General features: G+C 66.4%; 12 protein-coding genes. 5 read left to right on the top strand and 7 right to left on the bottom strand.

Annotation, left to right across the window (positions count from 1 at the left end):
• Positions 1 to 15 precede the first annotated feature (15 nt).
• Genes BM244_RS08345 through BM244_RS08335 form a run of 3 tightly spaced genes read left to right on the top strand, consistent with a single transcriptional unit; the run spans position 16 to position 3,577 of the window.
• Positions 16 to 930, top strand: coding sequence for a polysaccharide deacetylase family protein (locus BM244_RS08345; protein WP_093398495.1), 915 nt, complete (start codon positions 16 to 18; stop codon positions 928 to 930).
• The gene (locus BM244_RS08340) at positions 927 to 2,078 is read left to right on the top strand and encodes an FAD-dependent monooxygenase (RefSeq protein ID WP_093398494.1); all 1,152 of its coding nucleotides are present in this window, start codon (positions 927 to 929) and stop codon (positions 2,076 to 2,078) included. The genes BM244_RS08345 and BM244_RS08340 overlap by 4 nt, the downstream gene beginning before the upstream one ends.
• Positions 2,075 to 3,577, top strand: coding sequence for an aldehyde dehydrogenase family protein (locus BM244_RS08335; RefSeq protein WP_093398493.1), 1,503 nt, complete (start codon positions 2,075 to 2,077; stop codon positions 3,575 to 3,577). The genes BM244_RS08340 and BM244_RS08335 overlap by 4 nt, the downstream gene beginning before the upstream one ends.
• 142 nt (positions 3,578 to 3,719) lie before the next feature.
• Here BM244_RS08335 and BM244_RS08330 read toward each other — a convergent pair whose 3' ends face one another.
• From BM244_RS08330 to BM244_RS08310, 5 genes are all read right to left on the bottom strand, one after another.
• Positions 3,720 to 4,502 carry an IclR family transcriptional regulator gene (locus tag BM244_RS08330; protein ID WP_093398492.1) on the bottom strand — a complete coding sequence of 261 codons (783 nt, stop codon included), beginning with the start codon at positions 4,500 to 4,502 and terminating at the stop codon, positions 3,720 to 3,722.
• A 105-nt stretch (positions 4,503 to 4,607) separates the two neighbouring features.
• Complete coding sequence (locus BM244_RS08325) at positions 4,608 to 5,720, bottom strand: zinc-binding dehydrogenase (RefSeq protein ID WP_093398491.1); 1,113 nt, start codon at positions 5,718 to 5,720, stop codon at positions 4,608 to 4,610.
• Positions 5,721 to 5,832: 112 nt separating this feature from the next.
• Positions 5,833 to 6,696 (bottom strand): isocitrate lyase/PEP mutase family protein, encoded by an 864-nt coding sequence (locus tag BM244_RS08320; RefSeq protein ID WP_093398490.1) that lies wholly within the window; start codon positions 6,694 to 6,696, stop codon positions 5,833 to 5,835.
• Positions 6,697 to 6,708: 12 nt separating this feature from the next.
• A complete protein-coding gene (locus BM244_RS08315; protein WP_093398489.1) occupies positions 6,709 to 8,586 on the bottom strand; it encodes a hydantoinase B/oxoprolinase family protein in 1,878 nt (625 codons plus the stop codon).
• Between the two features lie 10 nt (positions 8,587 to 8,596).
• Positions 8,597 to 10,660 carry a hydantoinase/oxoprolinase family protein gene (locus tag BM244_RS08310; RefSeq protein WP_093398488.1) on the bottom strand — a complete coding sequence of 688 codons (2,064 nt, stop codon included), beginning with the start codon at positions 10,658 to 10,660 and terminating at the stop codon, positions 8,597 to 8,599.
• A 188-nt stretch (positions 10,661 to 10,848) separates the two neighbouring features.
• Between BM244_RS08310 and BM244_RS08305 the strand changes: the two genes are divergently transcribed.
• Positions 10,849 to 12,366 carry an aldehyde dehydrogenase family protein gene (locus BM244_RS08305; RefSeq protein ID WP_093398487.1) on the top strand — a complete coding sequence of 506 codons (1,518 nt, stop codon included), beginning with the start codon at positions 10,849 to 10,851 and terminating at the stop codon, positions 12,364 to 12,366.
• Between the two features lie 483 nt (positions 12,367 to 12,849).
• The gene (locus BM244_RS08300) at positions 12,850 to 14,961 is read left to right on the top strand and encodes a TonB-dependent receptor (protein WP_093398486.1); all 2,112 of its coding nucleotides are present in this window, start codon (positions 12,850 to 12,852) and stop codon (positions 14,959 to 14,961) included.
• Between the two features lie 42 nt (positions 14,962 to 15,003).
• On the opposite strand, the gene BM244_RS08295 is transcribed toward BM244_RS08300, so the two are convergent.
• Together BM244_RS08295 and BM244_RS08290 are read right to left on the bottom strand one after the other, a co-directional pair.
• A complete protein-coding gene (locus tag BM244_RS08295; protein ID WP_093398485.1) occupies positions 15,004 to 15,915 on the bottom strand; it encodes a DUF1838 family protein in 912 nt (303 codons plus the stop codon).
• Positions 15,912 to 16,976: an alpha/beta hydrolase gene (locus BM244_RS08290; protein ID WP_093399041.1), complete on the bottom strand. Its 1,065-nt coding sequence runs from the start codon at positions 16,974 to 16,976 to the stop codon at positions 15,912 to 15,914. Before BM244_RS08290 ends, BM244_RS08295 begins: the two co-directional genes overlap by 4 nt.
• Positions 16,977 to 17,028: the final 52 nt, after the last annotated feature.

Raw genomic sequence — 17,028 nt, 5'->3', positions numbered from 1 at the left:
CCCAGGAGTACGCGCATGGACTATGATTACATCCCGCTTCCCGCCCGCCAGCCGCTGGTGTGGCCGAACGGCGCGCGCGTCGCGCTGATCCTGACGTTCAATCTCGAGACCTGGGATCTGACTAAGGATACCGACAAGCCCTATTACGCGGGCGGCCCGTCGATCCTGCCCGATATCCTGCCGGGGAACGTGCCCGATTTCCCGAACTATAGCTGGCGCGAATATGGCCAGCGGGTCGGCATCTGGCGGCTGTTCGAGCTGTTCGACAAACTGGGCGTGAAGGCGAGCTGCACCACCAACGGCGTGACGTTCGAGCGGCGCGGGGCGATGACGGATGCGGTGCTCGCGCGCGGCTGGGAATTGCTGACGCATAACTGGGAGCAGGGGGAACTGCTGACCAACTTCGCGGGCGACCCCGCGAAGGAGCGCGAGATCGTGCTGCGGACGCTCGACCAGTTCGAGAAGTTCACCGGGCGGAAGTCGAAGGGCTGGCTGTCGTCGAGCCTTCGCGGGACGATGCAGACCGCCGACATCCTCGCCGAATATGGCTGCACCTTCTACTGCGACATCATGAACGACGATCAGCCGTACCTGCTGAAGACGCCGAACGGGCCGATCGTGTCGGTGCCCTATTCGAACGAGATCAACGACTTCACGTTCATCACGCGCAAGAACTTCACCACCGACCAGTTCTCGCAGGCGCTGATCGAGGAACTCGACGTGCTGTACGAAGAGGGCGCGACCACCGGCCGGATCATGAACGTCGGCCTGCACCCGCACGTCTCGGGGCGCGCGCACCGCATTCGCGCGCTGCGCGAGTTCATCGAACATGCCAAGTCGCTGCCGGGCGTGTGGTGGGCGACCCGCGAGGAGATCGCGGACTGGTATCTCCAGAACCACGAGTCGCACATTCCCGGGCAACTCGGGTGAGTCGCAGCGAACGGATCACGATCGTCGGCGGCGGCATCGGCGGTATGACCGCCGCCGCCGCGATCGCGCAGGCGGGCTTTCCGGTCACGTTGCTCGAGGCGGCACCGCGGTTCGGCGATATCGGCGCGGGGGTGACGCTGTCGCCCAACGCGATGAAGGGCCTCGACCATATCGGCGTGATGGAGGCGGTCGCAGCCGCCGGTGTCGAGCCCAGCCGGCAACGCATCCAGCACTGGCAGGACGACCGCGTACTGGTGCCGATGGAACGGGCGAGCGCGCGCGCGAAATACGGCGCGCCCTATGTGACGATCCACCGCGCCGACCTGCATGCCGAACTGGTCCGCGCCGCGGGCGACGCCGGCGTCGACCTGCGCACCAGCGCACCGGCCGCCTCGACCGAGGGCACGACCGTGATCCTCGCCGACGGCAGCCGCATCGCAGGCGACGTGATCATCGGCGCGGACGGCGTGAAGTCGGTCGTCCGCCAGCGGTTCGAGACGGTGCCGGCGACCTTCACCGGCCATGTCGCGTGGCGGGCGCTCGTCCCCGTCGACGACGCGATCCGTTCGGTCACCGAATGGCCGGGAATCCATATCGGTCCCGGCAAGATGATCACGCGCTATCCCGTGCGTGGCGGCAGCCTGCTCAACATGGTATTTTTCGCGCGGCAGGATGGCTGGACCGAGGACGGCTGGACGCTGCCCGCCGATCCCGCCGACCTGATCGCGACCTATGCTGGCTGGTCCGACGAGGTGCAGGCGATGATCGCCGCCGCCTCGACCGTGCCGCTGTTCAAATGGGCAATCAACGCGCGGGCGGCGCTGCCCGACTGGACCGTCGACGGCAATGTCGCGCTGCTCGGCGACGCCGCGCATGCGATGACGCCGTTCCTCGGGCACGGCGCCGCGTGTGCGCTGGAGGATGCAGTGGTGTTGTCGCGGGCGCTCGCCGCCTCGGACACCACCGCGGAAGGCCTGCGTCGTTACGTCGCCGCACGTCATGAGCGCGCGAGCTTCATCCAGGCCGAATCCAACGCCAATGCCGATCGGATGCAGGCCGACGACGCCGCGTTGTTCGGGCTCGGCGCGATGAAGGACGAGGAGAGCCTCGGCCTGTTCGACTATGACTGCAGGACGGTGAGCCTATGATCCCCTTCGACGGCCACGCGATCGCGCCCGAGACGCAGGCGTTCCTCGACCAGCCGCACCAGCTGCTGATCGACGGCGCATGGGTCGACGGCGAGGCCGGCGAGACGATGGCGACGCGCGATCCGGCGACCGGGTTGGTCCTGGCGCGGTTCGCGATCGGCGGTGCGGGCGATATCGACCGCGCGGTCGCGGCGGCGCGACGTGCGTTCGAAGGGCCGTGGTCGCGGCTGACCGTCGCCGAGCGCACCGCGCTGCTGATGCGGCTCGCGCGGGCAATGAATGACGACGCGCAGGTGCTCGCCGAACTGGACGTGATCGACAACGGCATGCCGATGTTCATCGCCGGTCTCACGGTCGCCAACTGCGTCGAGATGGTCGACTATTATGCCGGCGGGATCATGCGGATCGAGGGCACGACGACCGCCCCGCCGCGCCATGTCGCCGCCGAAGCGGAGGCGCTGACCTATACGCTGCGCGAACCGGTCGGCGTGGTCGGGCAGATCGTCCCGTGGAACGTGCCTTTGTCGACGGCGATCCTGAAGCTGGCGCCGGCACTCGCCGCGGGGTGCACCGTCGTCATCAAGCCGTCGGAGGAGACGCCGCTGTCGATGCTGCGGCTCGGGCAGCTGATCCTCGACGCGGGCTTTCCGAACGGTGTCGTCAACATCGTCAACGGACTTGGTTCGAGCGTCGGCGCGGCGCTCGCCGAACACCCGGACGTCGACAAGATCTCGTTCACGGGCTCGACCGCGACCGGCCGGCGGATCGTCCAGGCGGCGATCGGCAATCTGAAGAAGGTCTCGCTCGAACTCGGCGGCAAGTCGCCGGTGGTGGTGCTGGCCGATGCCGATCTCGCGCTGGCGATCCCCGGCGTGGCGATGGCGACGTTCTTCCTGCAGGGCCAGAACTGCATGGCCGGCACGCGCATCTTCGTTCACGAGAGCATTCATGATCAGCTGGTCGAGGGCCTGGTGGCGTTTGCGGCCGGCATGACGCTCGGGCATGGGCTCGATCCCGCGACAATGCTCGGGCCGATGATCTCGGACGCGCATACTGCCAAGGTAATGGGGTATATCGACGGCGCGATTGCCGAAGGAGCGACGCTCGTCACTGGCGGCAAGCGGCTCGACCGGCCGGGCAACTTCATCCAGCCGACGATCTTTACCGACACGCGGCCGGAGATGGCGGTGGTGCGCGAGGAGATTTTCGGCCCGGTGATGGCGGTGTCACAGTTCGCGACCGACGATCTAGACGCGATCGCGCGGCTGGCGAACGATACGCCGTTTGGACTGTCGGGGAGCGTTTGGACGCAGAACCTGTCGTCCGCGCACCGGCTGGCGTCGCGGATTCGCGCGGGGCAGGTTTCGATCAACTGCCACGGCGCGGTGGGGACCAACATTCCATTCGGGGGATATGGGCAATCGGGTTGGGGACGCGAGTTCGGGCGCGAGGGGCTCGATGCGTATCTCGAGACAAAGGCGGTGACCGCGCGGTTGTGAGGGCGCCCCCCCCCCCCCACCACCACCCCGGCGAAGGCCGGGGCCCAATTGGGGGACGGTTATAACCGAGGATGGCCCGTCATTATTGCCACCTTTCCAATTGGGCCCCGGCCTTCGCCGGGGTGGTAGCCGTGCGGGCGTGTTACGCCGCCCCTTCGCTCAGATCATGGCTGATCAGGGTCGCCGCCGCCTTCAGCTCCTCCAGATAGGTCTCCAGCGCCACCTCGAGCTTCATCGCGGTGACGAAGAACACCATCGTCATCGCCGCCTCGAACACACCGTTCATGAAGATCGGCACCGCGATCGACGAGGTCTTGCCGGGCGTCAGGTTGAAATGGTTGCGGCCCTGGACCGCATAGCCCTGGCGGCGGATGCGATCGACGTCGAGGCTCGCCTGCGCGGTGGCGAGATATTGCAGGTCGATCTCCTGCGACACGCGCATCCATTTGAGGATCATCAGCCGCTCCTCCTCCGGCGCGAACGCCATCGACAGCTTGCCCGAGGCGCTGTCGAGGATCGGCAGGGTGAAGCCGGGATAATATTGCTCGAACGTCAGCGACGTGTTCGCATGCGTCGAATCGCGCAGCATCATGTTGCGACCGACTCGAGTCGCGATCGAGACGGGCCAGCCGAACCGCTTGGTCAGGTCGACGATATGCGGCCGCGCAGCCTTTACGAGCCGGTCGTCCTGTTGGAACCCATGCGCGAGCGTCTGCACCATCGCCGTCGGGCGATAGCGTTTGCGCGCGGGCTCCTGCTCGATAAGTCCTTCATACAGCAGCGTTTGCACGATCCGGCAGGCGGTCGGATAGGGAACTTCCGACGCCTTCGATATCTCCATCATCGACAGCGAGCCGTGGCGGTTGATCGCCTTCAGCGCGGCGATCGACCGGCTGATCGACCGGATGGGTACACCCTTTTCCATGCTCGCGAATCCCCGAAGTCATTTTGGTTGCACCAGCATGACAGGGAATGGCTTGATGACCGCCACGTGACAATCTTTATCCGCCTGGCGGATAAAGTACCAAGTTCAGGGTTTGACCACTTGGCGGATGGCAGCGCCCGAGGCGAGCCGGTCGAGCAGGCCGTTGATCTCCGACAACGGGCTGATCGAGGTGAGCAATCGCTCGACCGGCAGCCGCCCCGCCCGCCACAACGCGACGTAGCGCGGAATATCGCGCGACGGGATCGACGAGCCCATGTAACTTCCCATCAGCGTCTTGCCGTCGGCGACCAGCGACAATGCCGGAATGGACAGCATTTCGGATGCATTGGGCAGTCCGACCGTGACGACCCGCCCGCCGCGCCGTGCCGCGGCATAGGCCTGGGCAAGCACTACGGCCTTGCCGACGGTCTCGATCACCACATCGGCCTTTGGCAGCGACGCCGCATCGTCTGGCGACAGAGCTTGCGCCGCTCCGAGTTCGAGCGCGAGCGCGCGCTTTTCGGGCGAAGGATCGACCGCGGTGACCGGTTGCGCGCCTGCCGCGAGCGCGCCAAGCAGGGCCGCCAGCCCTACCCCGCCGAGGCCGTAGACCAGCACGCTCTCGCCGGGCCGGACCTGCGCGGTGTTCATAACCGCGCCAACGCCGGTCAGCACCGCGCAGCCGAACAGCGCCGCAGTTTCCGCCGGGATGTCGCGATCGACCTTCACGGCCGAGCGGCGATCGACCACCGCATGCGTCGCGAAGGCCGACACGCCCAGATGATGGTGCACCGCCGCGCCGCAATCCGAGAGGCGATGACCGCCGCGCATCAATTCGCCCGCACCGTTCGCGGCGGCGGCGTTGGGGCAGAGATAGCCCTCGCCCGATGCGCAGGCGACGCATTCGCCGCACGACGGCAGGAACACCAGCACGACCTGATCGCCGACCGCGAACTGCGCGTCGTCCGGATCACCAAGCGCGACGATCGTCGCGGCGGCTTCGTGGCCGAGCGCCATCGGCATCGGGCGGGGGCGATCACCGTTCACCACCGAGAGGTCGGAATGGCAGATCCCGGCCGCGTCGATGCGGACCAGCAGCTCGCCGGGCTTCGGGTCGTCGAGCGTCAGCGTCTTGAGGACCAGCGGAGGCGTGTCGGCATAGGGACGCGGGTTGTCGCCGCTTTGCGCGAGGACGGCGGCGGTGATCTGGGTGGTCATGATGATGCTCTCTCGCACAAACCGTGTTCCCGCGGACGCGGGAATCCAGGATCACAAGCGTGTCGCCCGTGACCCTGGGCTCCTGCATTCGCAGGAGAACCGCAAATGCGGATTACTCCGCCTTGGCCCATTTCTTCTCGAACGCCCAGACGTCTTCGAAGCCGATCAGGGAGCAGAACTCCTTGAAGTTGAACAATTCGTCCGGCTCGCCGACGCCGTTCTGCTTCAGGTCGATCAGGGCCTTCTCCATCGCCGTCGCCGCGACCAGGCTGGTCAGCGACGGGTAGATCGCAAACGCATAGCCGAGGTCCGCCAGCACCGAGGCATTCGGCACCGGGGAGAGGCCACCGTTGGCCATGTTCGCCATGACGGGCTTATCGAACGCGGCGCAGGCAGTCCGCATCTCCTCCTCGCTTTGCAGCGCTTCGGGGAACAGGATGTCGGCACCGGCCTTTGCATATGCCTCCAGCCGGCGCAGCGAACCGTCGAGGCCCTCGGCCTGGCGTGCATCGGTGCGCGCGACGATCAGGAGGTTCTCCGTGTCGGTCCGCGCGTCGCACGCGACCTTGATCTTCTCGACCATGTCCTCGAGCGGGATCAGCCGCTTGTTGGGCGTATGGCCGCATTTCTTGGGGAATTCCTGGTCCTCCAGCTGCACCGCGGTGACGCCGGCAGCCTCATAGCCCTTCACGGTGTGATGGACGTTGAGCAGCCCGCCATACCCCGTGTCGGCGTCGGCGATCAGCGCCGCCTTGCTGGTCCGCGCGACGGTCGCCATGCGGTCGACCATCTGCGTGTAGCTGGCGATCCCGGCGTCGGGCAGGCCGTACGCGGACGCGGTCAGCCAATAGCCGGTGCCGTAGAGGATATCGAACCCGACCTTGTCGGCGATGACCGCCGAGATCATGTCGTGGACACCGGGAACGACGAAGAACGTGCCGTCCGCGAGCTTGGTGCGGAGGATGGAATTGGCCATGATGTGCAGTCCTTATTCGGCGGCGATTGCGGTGGCGTGCCACCGCGGTTGCTTCGGTGCGGGCAGGCCGGTCTCGGCGAGGCAATTGGCGCGCAACGTCTCGATGTCCGGACCATAATCGAAGGTCGGCAGCTCCGCCGGGCGAGCGGCCCGCATTGTCGCGCGCAACGCGTCGGTAGCCGCCACATCGACGGCGCCATCGACCAGCACGACGCCGTAGCGTTTCGCACCCTCGGCCGTGACCAGCCCCTGCCGCAGTTCCTTCGCCAGCAACGCCGGATCGCGCGCGAGCGGGTCGCCCCAGCCGCCGCCGCCCCAGGTTACGAAGCGCAACTGCTCGCCCGCCTCGACCGGATAATCCTCCAGCTTGTTGCCGAGAACGATCTCCGTCCCGTCGTTCTTCACCAGAACCTTGCGCGCTCGCGTCCCCGGCTCGCCGCCGTTGACGCCCCAGGGCGGCACGAACCAGCGATCGTCGTGGATCGCGATCACGCCGGGCTGGAGGAAACGGTACACCATGTTGATGCCATTGCCGCCGCGGTGGAGCCCTGCCCCGCCGCTGTCGGCGACCGTCTCGTACGTCTCGATCCGCAGCGGGAAATAGCGCTCCAGGAACTCGTTCGGCACGTTGGTGAAGCCCGGCCAGAGCGAATGGCCGTCGGGCCCATCTCCCATGGGACGCGCGGGGATCCCGCCAAAGCCGATCTGGAACAGCTGGAACCATTTTCCGCTCGCATCGAGCCCGGAATAGAACAGGTGCGGCGACGACGAGAAGCCGGCCGCGTTGAGGAACTCGGGCGTCTTCTGGCCGAGCAGCCCGCCAAGGATGTCGAACAACCGCCCCAGCGCATGCGTGCGGCCCGACAGCGCCGCCGGGAAACGCGGCTTGAGCAGCGAACCTTCCGGGATGCGGACGTCGATCAGGTCGTAATAGCCGTCGTTGAACAGGATCAGGGGGTCGAACACCATGATCATGTAGATGCCGAAGAACATCTTCATCATGTTTTCGTTGAGCAGGAAATTGATCGAGGCCTGGCTCTGCGGATCGGTGCCGTCGAAATCGAGGATGACGCGGCCATCCTCGCGCCACATCGTGCACTTGATCTTGTACGGGCCGTAGCCGAGCCCGTCGTCGCAGATATAATCCTCGAAGCTGACCTTCTCCTCGCCGATCGCGGTCTCGACGAGCTGTTTCATCGCGCGATAGTTGCGCTCGAGCAGCAGGTCAGTGGCGGACGCATAGACGTCGTCGCCGAACCGCTCGCACATCTCGATGATGCGGCGCGAGGCGACGCGGCACGACGCGATCAGCGCGTTCAGATCGGCACGGCACCAGTCGGGCGTGCGGGTCTGGTGCATGATCAGCGTCAGCAGGTCCTCGTTGTGGACGCCCTGCTTCCACAGCTTGACCGGCGGGATGCGGACGCCCTCCTGGAAGATGCTGGTCGCGTCGATCGGCATCGATCCGGGCACCTTGCCACCGATGTCGCTCATATGGCCGAACATCGAGGTATAGGCGACGACGCGGCCGTCCTTGAACACGGGCATCAGCACGAGCCAGTCGTTCAGGTGGCTGATCGCGCCCTGCACCGAATAGGGATCGTTGAGGAAGATCAGGTCGCCGTCCTCGACGGTGCCGTCATAGCCGTCGAGGAACGGGCCGATATACGAGCCGAACTGGCCGACGATCATCCGGCCCTTGCTGTCGGCGATCAGCGGGAAGGCGTCGCCCTGCTCGCGGATGCCGGGCGACATCGCGGTCCGGACGAGCGTCGCGTCCATCTCGATGCGAGCGTTGCGGAGCGCGTTCTCGATCACCTCCAGCGTGACGGGATCGATCGGCACCGTGGCAAAGGGTGTGTCGTTGGCCTGGATGATGCGTGCGGGCATGATGGTCCTCTCAGGCGTCAAAAGACGAAACGGGGGTGATCAGGATGTTGCCGACCGAGTCCACGGTGCCGATGCAGCCGCCCTCGATCAGCGTCGTGGAGTCCATCTCGACGACGATCGCCGGGCCTGGCACGACGTCGTTGGCGCGCAGTTTCGATCGGTCGTAGATCACCGCCGGTTGCATCGCACCGTCGGTCCACAGCTCGTGATCGCGCAATTTCGCGGCGATCGGATCGCCATTCCCCTCGGCAAGTACCGGCGCCTTGAGATCGAGCAACGGCCCGAGCGCCACGGCGCGCAGGTTCACGAGTTCGTGCGCGGTCTCCATGTTGAAGGTGAATAACCGGTGATGCTCCTCGTCGAACCGCGCGGTGACGCCGGCGAGCCCGTCGCGGGCGAGCGTCTCGGCGTCGATCGACAGCGGCACCTCGAACGCCTGGCCTTCGTAGCGGACGTCGATCTCGAACAGCGACGTGATGTCACCGTCCGCGATCCCTTCGGCGGCGAGTTCGGCGCGGGTCTGCGCGGCCATCTCGTTGAGGATCGCCTGGACCTCGGTCTCGTCGGTCTCGGCGAAACGGCGCGAGAAGCTGCGTGCGGTTTCGGTCCGCATCTGCGTGGTGGCATCGCCGAGCGCGCACAACACGCCGGGGCTGACCGGCGACACCGCGGGCCAGCTGCCCATCAGCCGCGCGACCGCGTTGACATGGAGCGGCCCTGCCCCGCCGAACCCCATCAGCGCGAAGTGGCGCGGGTCGTAGCCCTGCTGGACCGAGATCATGCGAAGCGCGCCGAACATGTTCTCGTTGACGATGTCGATGATCCCGCGCGCCGCCTGCATCAGGCCGATGCCGAGCTTGTCGGCGATCCCCTGCACGGCGATCTTGGCACCCTCGCGGTCGAGCTTGAACGCGCCGCCGAGCAAAGATTCCGGCAGGTATCCAAGGACCACATTCGCATCGGTCACGGTCGGCTGGACGCCGCCCTTGCCGTACGCGACCGGCCCCGGCACTGCGCCCGCCGACTGGGGGCCGACCCGCAGCGCGTTGGTCAGTTCGGGAACGTAGGCGATCGAGCCGCCGCCGGCGCCGACCGTCTTCACGTCGAGCGCGGACGCCCGCACCGCTAGATGGCCGACTTCGGTGGTACGGACGCGACGCGCCTCCAGGTTCTCGATCAGCGCGACGTCCGTCGACGTGCCGCCGACGTCGAGCGTCAGGATGTTGCGGATGCCGGCGTTCTTGCCGACCCACAATGCGCCCGTCACGCCGCCCGCAGGCCCTGACATCAGCAGCGAGACGGGATGCTCCTCGGCCTTCTCGGACGACATCAGCCCGCCATCGGAACGCAACAGCGACAGGCTGCCCGCCATGCCGCTGTCGCGCAGCTTGGTGCGCAGGTTGCGGACGTAGTTGCGCATGATCGGACGGACCGCGGCATTGGCCACGGTCGTCAGCGTGCGCTCGTATTCCTGCATCTCGGGCAGCACGACATGACTGAGCGACAGCGGCACTTCGGGCAGGATCTCGGCGGCGAGTTCGGCGACGCGCAGCTCGTGCGCGCCGTTCAGATAGGCGTTGATCAGCGACACCGTCAGTGCCTCGACGCCTTGTGCCTTCAACGCCTCCAGCGCGGCGCGGATATCGGCATCGTCGATCGGCCGCACTTCGTTGCCGTGTGCGTCCATGCGGCCCAGGATCTCGACGGTATCCTCCAGCGCGGCGAGCGGCTCGGGCTTCGGCCAGACGATCCAGCCGGCAAGGCCACCGGGCACGAAGCTGCGCGCGATCTGCATGATCTGGCGGTACCCTTCGCTGGTGACCAGGCCGACGCGCGCGCCCTTGCCCTCGAGTACCGCGTTGGTCGCGACGGTCGTGCCGTGCAGGAAGAATTCGATCTCGGCAGGCGTGATCCCCGCATGGGCGCAGATCGCCTCGACCCCGATCAGGATGCCGACCGAGCTGTCGTGCGGCGTCGACGGCGTCTTGTGCCGCCAGAACCCGCCGCTCTCCTGATCCAGCAGCAGCAGGTCGGTGAAAGTCCCACCGACATCGACGCCCAAACGATAAGCCATGATGTCCCCGCTATGATGATGGCGCGACGACCGATCGGGGCGCCGCTTTGCTGGAGCCTTCCTAGAGCGGCCGGGTAATGCGATTGGGCCGCGTCACCGCGACTATCCGCTGTGCGACTTTTCGGGCGTGGCGATTGGTCACGCGCGCCGACGTTCGCCAGGGTGCCAGGCCTGCAGGAGAATCCGTCATGTCGATCGTCAGCCCCGAATCTTGCCCGGAACTCCGGGCCGACACGCGCGCCTTCCTCGAACGCCGCGCGGGCGGCAGCGGATTGCTGATCGACGGCGCATGGCAGTCCGCCGAGGGCGGCGCCACGCTCGCGACGCTCGACCCCGCGACCGGTCGCGAAATCGGCCGGATCGCGTCCGCCTCGGCCGGCGACGTCGACCAGGCAGTGACGGCCGCCCGCGCGGCGTTCGATGGCTGGCGCACCACCACGCCGGTCAACCGGGCGCGCTTGTTGTGGGCGATCGCGGACCTGATCGAGGCGCATGTCGACGAACTCGCCGAACTCGAGACGCTCGACCAGGGCAAGCCGTTGTTCGTCGCACGCTGGGCCGAGATACCCGGCGCGATCAGCCAGTTCCGGTTCTTTGCGGGCCAGGCGATGGCGATTGAAGGCAATACGCTCGAAAGCTCGATCGATTATCAGCCGGCGGGCAAGATGATCTCGGCGTGGACGGTGCGCGAGCCGGTCGGCGTGGTCGCGGCGATCGTGCCGTGGAACTCACCGCTCGTGCTGACCGCGATGAAGCTGGCACCGGCGCTGGCCGCAGGTTGCACGATCGTCCTGAAGCCGGCGGAGGACACCTCGCTCAGCGCCTTGCGGCTCGGCGAACTGATGACGCAGGCAGGGCTACCGGCCGGCGTGCTCAACATCGTCACCGGGCTCGGCAGCGAAACCGGCGCCGCGCTCGCTGCGCATCCGGGCATCGACAAGATCGCGTTCACCGGCTCGACGCAGACCGGCCGCGCGATCCTCGATGCGGCCAAGACCAATTTCAAGCGCGTCACGCTCGAACTTGGCGGCAAGTCGCCCGCGATCGTGCTGCCCGACGCCGATCTCGATCTCGCCATCCCCGGCGTCGCCAACGCGATCTTCTTCAACGCAGGCCAGGTCTGCATCGCCGGCTCGCGGCTTTACGTCCACCGCTCGATCCACGACCAGGTGATCGAGGGCGTCGTCGCCTATGCGAAGGGCCTTGCCATGGGCCACGGCCTCGACCCCGCGACGCAAATGGGTCCGCTCGTGTCGGCGCGGCAGGCCGAGCGGGTCGCGAGCTTCGTCTCCGGCGCGCGGGACGAAGGCGCAACCGTGCTGACCGGCGGCGATCGTTCCGGCGAGGCGGGTACGTTCGTCGCACCGACCGTGGTAGTCGACGTCCGCCCCGACATGACGATCGTTCGCGAGGAGGTGTTCGGGCCGGTGCTGGTCGCGCAACCCTATGACGATCTGGACGAAGTGGTCGCGGCAGCGAACGACAGTCAATATGGGCTGGCGTCGAGCATCTGGACCCAGTCGCTGTCCAGCGCGCACCGGCTGAGCGGACAACTCCGCGCGGGAACGGTGTGGATCAACTGCCACGCGATGTACGACGCATCGTTGCCGATCGGCGGAATGAAGGCGTCGGGCTGGGGTCGCGACAGCGGCAAGCAGGCGATGGACAACTATCTCGAATGGAAGACCGTCTGCGCGGTGATTTGAGCGCATTTGGGCTGGGCTGGGGTGGGCGTCCCGTCGGCGCGCCTCCGACAAAACACCACCCCGGCGAAGGCCGGGGCCCAATTGGGAAACGCTGTTGATAGACGTTGGCGCGTCATTACCACGGCCTCTCCAATTGGGCCCCGGCCTCCGCCGGGGTGGTGCGGTTTTCGGTGAGGCCGTGAAGCATACCCTCGTGCTATCCCGCGAAGGCGGGGAAACATTGCCTACGAGCTACCGCCGCGGCCCTGATCTGACACAGGTCAGCTTGTGCCAAGGTACCGCTGATCGACAGACGGATACCCAACGGCAAGCGCTCCCATTCCGGCGCACGTAGCGCACTGTCTCGACAGCGAAACGCGGCGGATGGAACAGCCATCCCAACGCGGCGCCAGACCCCGGGAGGGGGCTCATCATCGGGACGAGATAGCCTGACCACGCCCAAGATGCTGGCTGCGCGACCTAGTCCCAAAAGGGGATACAGCCATGCGTCGCTTCATGTTTTCGACCGTCTCGTTGCTCGCGTTGCTCGGCGCCACCGCCGCCCGCGCGCAGGAAGCTCCCCAGGATAGCGGTGCGCTCGAAGAGATCACCGTCACCGCGCAGCGCACCGACCAGCGGCTCCAGGACGTACCCGTCAGCGTCACCGCGATTTCGGCCAAGACGATCGACCGGTTGCAGATCCAGTCGCCCTCCGATCTCAACCGCATCGCACCCAACGTGAAGTTCGATTCCGTGACCGGCGGCACCACCGGGCTCAAACCGTATATCCGCGGGGGCGGCGTTACAGACGGTGCGATCGTGACGTCGGAATCCGAAGTCGCGATCTACGTCGACGACGTCTATCGCGCGCGCCTGTCGGGTTCGATGCTCGAGTTCGTCGAGCTCGACCGGATCGAGGTGCTGCGGGGGCCGCAAGGGGTGCTGTACGGCCGGAATTCGTCGGCGGGCGCGGTCAACATCATCACCAAGGCGCCGAGCGACGTGTTCGGCGGCACCGTCCAGGCGGGCTATGGCACGTGGAACGAGCGCCGGCTGAAAGGCTATCTGACCGGGCCGCTATCGGCCGACGGCAAGTGGCGCGCATCGGTCAACGGCCTCGTCCGCGCGCGCGACGGCGGTCGGCAATACAACGTCACGCAGGCCAAGAAGGTCGGCAAGGAGAATTTCGAGGGCGTGCAGGGCGATCTCGCCTATGTCGGCGATGCGGTCGACGGGCGGCTGACCGGCTATTACATGCACGGCACGTCGGATGGCCAATATGCCGTGGCGACCACGCTCGATGCGAACGGTGGCATCGTCCCCGTCACCGGCTCGTACCGCCGCGTCCAGTCCGCGACGCCGTCGTTCACCCGGCTCGAACAATATGGCGGTTCGCTGAAACTCGGCGCGGACATGGCGGGCGGGCGGCTGACCTCGATCACCGCCTATTCCGAGATGACCGACGGATGGCGCCAGGATTTCTCCGGCGGCGTGCTGCCGTCCGCGCTGGGGCTTCCCGGTACGACGCCGATCTCGCTGTTCGATCGCACCACGCGCAGCGCGCAACACCAGTTCAGCCAGGAACTCCAGGTGACGAACACGGCTGCGGGCGGCGTGCTCGAATACATTGCCGGCCTGTATTATTTCAACGAGAAGGCCGACCAGACGATCGACACGACGCTGTTCTTCGCGCCCAGCCAGACCGTGTACGCGACCGAGACCAACAGCTTCGCGGGCTATGGCCAGCTGACGCTGAACCTCGGCGACAAGCTATCGCTGGTCGGTGCGGGGCGGTACACGATCGACGACAAGCGCCTGGATGCGACGATCGCGGGCACGCCGGTCCAGCTCGCCAACAGTTATGCGCGGTTCACGCCCAAGGTGGGCCTGAACTACAAGGTGACGCAGGACATCCTCGCCTATGCCTCGTACGGCGAGGGGTTCAAGTCGGGTGGCTATAACGGGCTGGCGTCGACCGCGATCGAGCTGTCGCAGCCGTTCAAGCCACAGATCACCAAGGCGTACGAGGTCGGCATCAAGTCCGATCTGTTCGGCCGCACCGTACGGATCAACGTCGCCGGCTTCTACAATACGATCAAGGACCGGCAACAGGCGATCACGACCGCGGCCGGCGCGTTCCTGATCGAAAATTACGATGCGACGCTGAAGGGGCTGGAGCTGGAACTCTCGTGGCGGGCGCTGCGAGGGCTTACCTTGTGGGGCAACGGGTCGCTCAATCACGGCGAATACGCCAACAGCGCGGCGGGCGGATCGCTCGACGGCAACGCGCTGCCGGTGTTCCCCAAATACCAGTTCACCGCAGGGTTCGACGGCGACGTCGCGGTCGGGCCGGGCAAGCTGATCCTCGGCGCCGACTATACCAGCCGCGACCGGTATTTCTCGACCGCGGACAATCTGGCGATCGGCGCGGTCGGCAAGCAGGATTTCCTCAACGGCTATGTTGGCTATGAACTTTCCCACTGGAAATTCCAACTCAACGCCAAAAACCTGCTGAACCAGACCGGCTCGCAGACCGGGTTCGGCTTCTCGGTCATCCAGCCACGCTTCGCGATCGATCCACGGACGGTGCTGGGAACGGTGCGCTTCAGCTTCTGACGATGTCCCGTCATCCCGGTACGCCAGGATGACGGATTCGGCTCAGCGCGGCGTCTTGCCCGCGAGGAACTCGACGATGTCGAGCCGTGGCTTCGTCCAGTTCGCGGTGTCGAAGATTTCCGGCGTCTTCTTCTCGAACCCTGCGCGGATTCCGGCCGGCAGATCGTCGAGGCTACGCAGTTTCGCGCCGTACGCACGACCATAGGTCCGCCCCGGTCGACTCCCCATGCCAAGCCAGGGATGCCAGCTTCCCATGTTCTGGAAGGTGCAGGTCGCGGCGACGTTCAGCTGCCGTGGATCGGCGACGTCGGCAAGCCGCGCCGAATAGGTCGCCTGAGATTCCCAGTAGCGTGTCGCGCCAGCGGATTGGGTCGGCCATTCGGCGGGAGTCATCGGATTGGGCATCGTCGTGCTCGACGCCATCGGAATCATCAGCATGTCGCCGATCGTCTCCATCCGGATCGTCTGCGGCTTCAGTTCGGCACCCTCGACGGTCGCGCCGTCGGGCCCGACCTCAGCCGTGAACGGGCCGCCCAGGAATTTCCACACCGGCAGCGTCTCGCCGGTGACGGGGTTGGCCCAGACGTCGAGAACCTCGTCGGTATCGAAGCGGCAATATACCCCGCATTCCCAGGTCCGCGCGTGATGATTGCCGTTTGCCAGCGGCCTCCAGTCGGTGACGCTCAGGTGATTGAGCGTGAACAACGGGATCAGGCCACCGTCGTTGAGATAGGCGTAAAGGTGCAGGCGGTAGAAGATCGGGACGGTCTCCTCGCCCGCTGATCCCATCACCTTGGCCCGTGCCCGCGCCCGCTGGCGTGGATCGCCAAGGTCGAGGGTGTGAGGCGTGACGGCGCTCGCCGCACTGCCTGTTCCGGCCGCCAGGCCAACCCCCAGCATTGCTGCGGTACCGCCAAGCGCCGCACGACGGGAAAGCAGGTTGGGGCCCATCATCGTGCCTTCCGAGCGGTGGGAGTGAGCGCTGCTGGCGGCGTACGCGTGGTCAGGCCGCGGGCTTCGAGCCACCAGAAGAACTCCTGCAGGAAATGGTCCGAACTGCTGCCTCGCGGGGTCATTCCGAAACCGTGACCGCCGCGCAGGTAGAGATGCAGTTCGGGGCGATACCCGGCCGCGAACAACGCATCATAGAACTGTCGCACGCCCTGCCCGACAGCCACGTCGTCCTGCGCCATCGCGAGGAAGATCGGTGGCAGCGCACCCGGCGCCGGTACCGCTGGCGGTGCAAGCCACGGCTCGGTCGGGCTCCCCGGCGGGGGCGGCAGGTTGGCCGGCGGAAAGTCCGGCATCTTCGTCAGGAACGGCGCGCCGTAGATGGGCGCTACAAAATTCACCCGGTCGGCGACACGGGGGTTGAGCGCCATCATCGACACGACATGGCCGCCCGCCGAAAAGCCGATCGCACCGATCCGTGCGGAATCGATCCCGTATTCAGCGGCGCGGCGGCGTATCGACGTCACCGCCTGGATGCCATCCATAACGCTAGGCGCGCTGGTGACGTCGAGCGACATCGTTTTGATCCGGTCGCCTGGCGCTACGTCCTCGGTGCCCTGCTGAACCAACCGGTATCGCAGCACGAATGCGGCAATACCGTGCCGTGCGAGCCATTCGGCAACCTCGGCCCCCTCGTGCTTGATCGCCAACTGACGAAAGCCGCCGCCGGGTGCGATGATGACGGCCGTGCCAGTCGCCAGCGCAGGATCGGGTAGATAGGCTTGGTAGCTCGGGTCGGTGACGTTGTAGACGGTCCTGCCGTCCGCGCTGATACTCTCCACGACGGGAACCGGCGAACGGCCGGGCCAGTCGCGCATGCCCGGCGGCTCGCCCGGCCACAGACGTACCGGTGGCAGGACGCGGTAGACGGATCGTGCCTCCACTGCCGATGCCGATGCCGATGCCGATGCCGATGCCGATGCCGATGCCGATATGAGGCCGGCGCAAGCGAAGGGAAGCAGGAATCCGGCAGAAGCGCGGAGCAGAAACGAGCGATAGGTCATCAGTGGATCCCGCACATCATGATCGATAGATTTGCCGCGATCACGTCGTAGG

It is taken from the genome of Sphingomonas sp. OK281 (assembly GCF_900115295.1).
Classification (GTDB): Bacteria; Pseudomonadota; Alphaproteobacteria; order Sphingomonadales; family Sphingomonadaceae; genus Sphingomonas.
This window is presented reverse-complemented; position numbering and strand designations above follow the sequence as displayed.